Source organism: Microcystis sp. M53603_WE2 (assembly GCF_030065435.1).
Genome location: NZ_JASJFF010000474.1, coordinates 1 through 3,186, shown reverse-complemented (window position 1 = coordinate 3,186; position 3,186 = coordinate 1). Strand labels below are relative to the sequence as shown.

Genomic DNA, 3,186 nt, shown 5'->3' with positions numbered 1-3,186 from the left:
TCATAGTAGGGTTGATTCATAGTAGGGTTGATTCATAGTAGGGTTGATTCATAGTAGGGTTGATTCATAGTAGGGTTGATTCATAGTAGGGTTGATTCATGAATCAACCCTACCCTTAATAGATGAAGTGTGAGAAGACTTGGCATCATCCCCAGCATTAAGATAAATCCTATAAAATACTTTTAGTTTTTAAGAAGAAAGTCGGTAATCGGGGAAAAGGTGAGGAGAGAAAGCTTAGGAAAGCTGATAGGAGCCGTGACGTTGGGCATAATAATCGAGAATTGCCGTGACTAGAGTGCGATCGCTTTCCTGAAAAGTCTCGGTATAGTTAATTTCTAGACTACCGATCTGACTTTGATGATAATCGAATTGTTGGAACTGCTGGGGAGTGAGATGGGTTTCCACACCCTGAACCTGTTGTAAATGGCTGGCTAATTCTCGATAGATAGCCAAGGGCATTTGCGGATAAATAATGGTTTGTTTTTGTTGAATAGCAATCGATCGCACGGGTTTTATTCTCCTGATTCGGAAACATTATAGCTGATCGAGGCTTGCGGTGCGGCGGCCGGTTCGGGTACACCATCCCCTAAACGACGGGTAATAGTTCGACCGTATTGTTCTAGGACAATATAGGGATTATCGGGATTAGTATCGATCGCTTTAACTAAAATTAAACCATTAGAGAGAGTAGAACCCGGAATAACTCGACGTTCCGTGGCTTCTCCGGGGGCTTTCACGATCGCCATAGGAGTGGTAGGTAACTGGACGATGCCCGATACTTGCACTTCTTCCGCTTCCGTTGGTTGCGGTGGTGGTGGCGGCGCTTTAACTATCGGTCGTCTGGGAGTGGCACGATTACCTCCGGGTGCAGGTGCGGCTGCGGGACGATTACCTCCGGGTACAGGTGCGCCAGTGGCCGCTGGAGTCCCAGCTGGGGGTTTTTCCGCCGCTGTAATCGTAATATTTGGTTGTAGGGGAAAGGGGGCAAAGGGATCGCTGCGACCGCGATTAATTTCTGCCCGTTTTTGGTCAGGATCGGTAGCGGGAATCAATCCCGCTACCCTTGGGGGGGTTGGTTCGGTGGCCGGTTGCACAGCACCGCTAAAGGCAGGTGGTTGGGCAGCCGGGGGACTAGGAGAGGGGGTGGGGGTTTCTTGGCTGGGCGGTGGGGATTGATTAGCTTGGTTAGAAGCTGGACATCCCACCAACAATAAAGCGACACTCCCCACCGACAGTATTAGCGGCAATTTTTTCATAGGGAAACAAAGACAAAATGGCCCGGTCGGACAACCTTGGATAATAACATAACCTATCTTTCCCAGAAATCTAGGCTGATTACACGGGGAAAGTCAGGAACTTTGCCCCGCTAGTCCAGTTTTAATACTGACTACCGGATTTACGATGACCGATGGCGGTGACACCGTTACTATCCAAAACTTGACCCCGCTCGACGGTAGCATAGACTAACCAGCGATCGCCGCAGAGTTGTCGCTCTTTCACCGTACACTCTAGATAGGCGAGACTTTCGCTTAAAATCAGACAGCCATTTTCCCCGACTTGGGTTTCTAATCCCGTAAAGACATCGCCGCCAGATTTGATGCAATTGGAAAAATGGCGGCGTAAATTGCGCCCTTCCTTGAGAATATTCAAGGTAAAGGCGGTTCCCGAGTTAATTAGACGGTCGGCGGCTTGTTCGTCGGCAACGGCGATAATTAGCCCCGGGGGGTTAAAACTGGCTTGGGATACCCAAGAGGTCAAGAAACCAGCATGATCCTCGCCCTGACGAGTGGTGAGAACAGAAAGGGAACCGACGATCCGGCCAACGGCCTGGGCAGTGCGATCAATTTGTGTTTCGGTCATTCCCTGTTGGGGAACCCGCAATTTTTTGGTTTTTTTCAAGGTTCGGGCGAAGGTTTCTCCGGCTAAATAACCTGCTTGTAAACTGCTTTCTGTGGGGCTAAAACGCACGCGCAAGGATTCAAAACCGAGGCAATAATTGGCATCTTTGAGTTTAGTTTCAATTAAATCGACAGCTTCCCCACTCCAACCGTAGGAACCAAAAACCCCGGCTAATTTAGTTTTTGCTGCCGTGGAAAGAACGATTCCTAAAGCAGTTTGGATCTGGGTAGGAGCGTGACCGGCTAAGGTGGGAGAACCGATAATAAATCCGTCACAATTTTCGATCGCTTGACTAATTTCGGCGGGGGTGGCAAACTCACAATTTATTGATTCTACGGCCAGATCATTTTCTAATAATCCTCGTTCGATCGAGCGGGCCAGGGTGGCAGTATTTCCGTAGGCAGAAGCATATAATAAAGCCACTTGTAGAGGTCGAGTTTTTTGTTCTTGACACCAATAACGATAATCGTGGGCAAGACGACTAAGACTATGACGAATTATCGGACCGTGGGCGGGTGCATAATATTGGGCGGGAAATTCTTTAATTTTGTCGAGGGCTGTTTCTACCGCTTTGGATTGCACGGCATGGAGACAATCAAAATAATAACGACGATCCACATCTAATTCTTTCCAATTTTTATCCCAAAGAGCGTCACTGCACAGATGTACACTAAAGAATTTATCGCTGTATAAAATTTGGGTTTTTTGGTCAAAAGTGCAGATACCATCAGGCCAGCGCGGCGTAGGGACATTAATAAAACTGAGTTGATGACCTTGCCCTAAATCAAGGATTTCATCGCTTCGTATGCCCAAAATTTGGGCATCGGGAAAGGCATTTTTAAGGGTATTGACGGCAGCTTTAGAACAGAGGATGCTGATTTGATGGGTGGCGGCTAATAAGGCCTTTAAAGTGACGATACGGTTGGGATTAACGTGACTGAGAATCAGATAATCGAGACGATGTAAGGAGATATATTGACGAATTTCTTCTAAATAAATTTCCGTGAAGGATTCTCCAGGGGGATCGATTAAGGCGGTTTTATCGCCACAGATAAGATAGGAATTAGCGGTGGTTCCCCGTTGACGAGCATATTCTATTTCAAATTTTAATCTGTCCCAAGTACGGGAGCGAAAAACCCAAGTTTTATCGGCAATTTCTGCGGTTTGAACATCGCGGGAGCGATTATTAATAGCAGGATTGGGAATTAAGGTATTAGTGGTCATAATTGTTAAGTTGGGTGTGGGGTGTGGGGTGTGGGGTGTGGGGTGTGGGGTGTGGGGTGTGGG

The 3,186-nt window shown here is 47.4% G+C and carries 3 protein-coding genes; all 3 read right to left on the bottom strand.

All coding sequences use genetic code 11. From position 1 onward, the window contains the following. Nucleotides 1–234 precede the first annotated feature (234 nt). Nucleotides 235–507, bottom strand: a complete 273-nt coding sequence (locus PX481_RS09865; RefSeq protein WP_002763300.1) for a hypothetical protein — start codon at nucleotides 505–507, stop codon at nucleotides 235–237. A 5-nt stretch (nucleotides 508–512) separates the two neighbouring features. Then, a complete protein-coding gene (locus PX481_RS09860; protein WP_288094507.1) occupies nucleotides 513–1,256 on the bottom strand; it encodes a hypothetical protein in 744 nt (247 codons plus the stop codon). A 121-nt stretch (nucleotides 1,257–1,377) separates the two neighbouring features. Next, a complete protein-coding gene (locus tag PX481_RS09855; protein ID WP_288094508.1) occupies nucleotides 1,378–3,123 on the bottom strand; it encodes a diflavin flavoprotein in 1,746 nt (581 codons plus the stop codon). Nucleotides 3,124–3,186 lie beyond the last annotated feature (63 nt).

What these genes read in the sequence shown, in the direction of transcription:
- PX481_RS09860 (WP_288094507.1), bottom strand. Translation starts at nt 1,256, where the DNA reads ATGAAAAAATTGCCGCTAATACTGTCGGTGGGGAGTGTCGCTTTATTG.
- PX481_RS09855 (WP_288094508.1), bottom strand. Translation starts at nt 3,123, where the DNA reads ATGACCACTAATACCTTAATTCCCAATCCTGCTATTAATAATCGCTCC.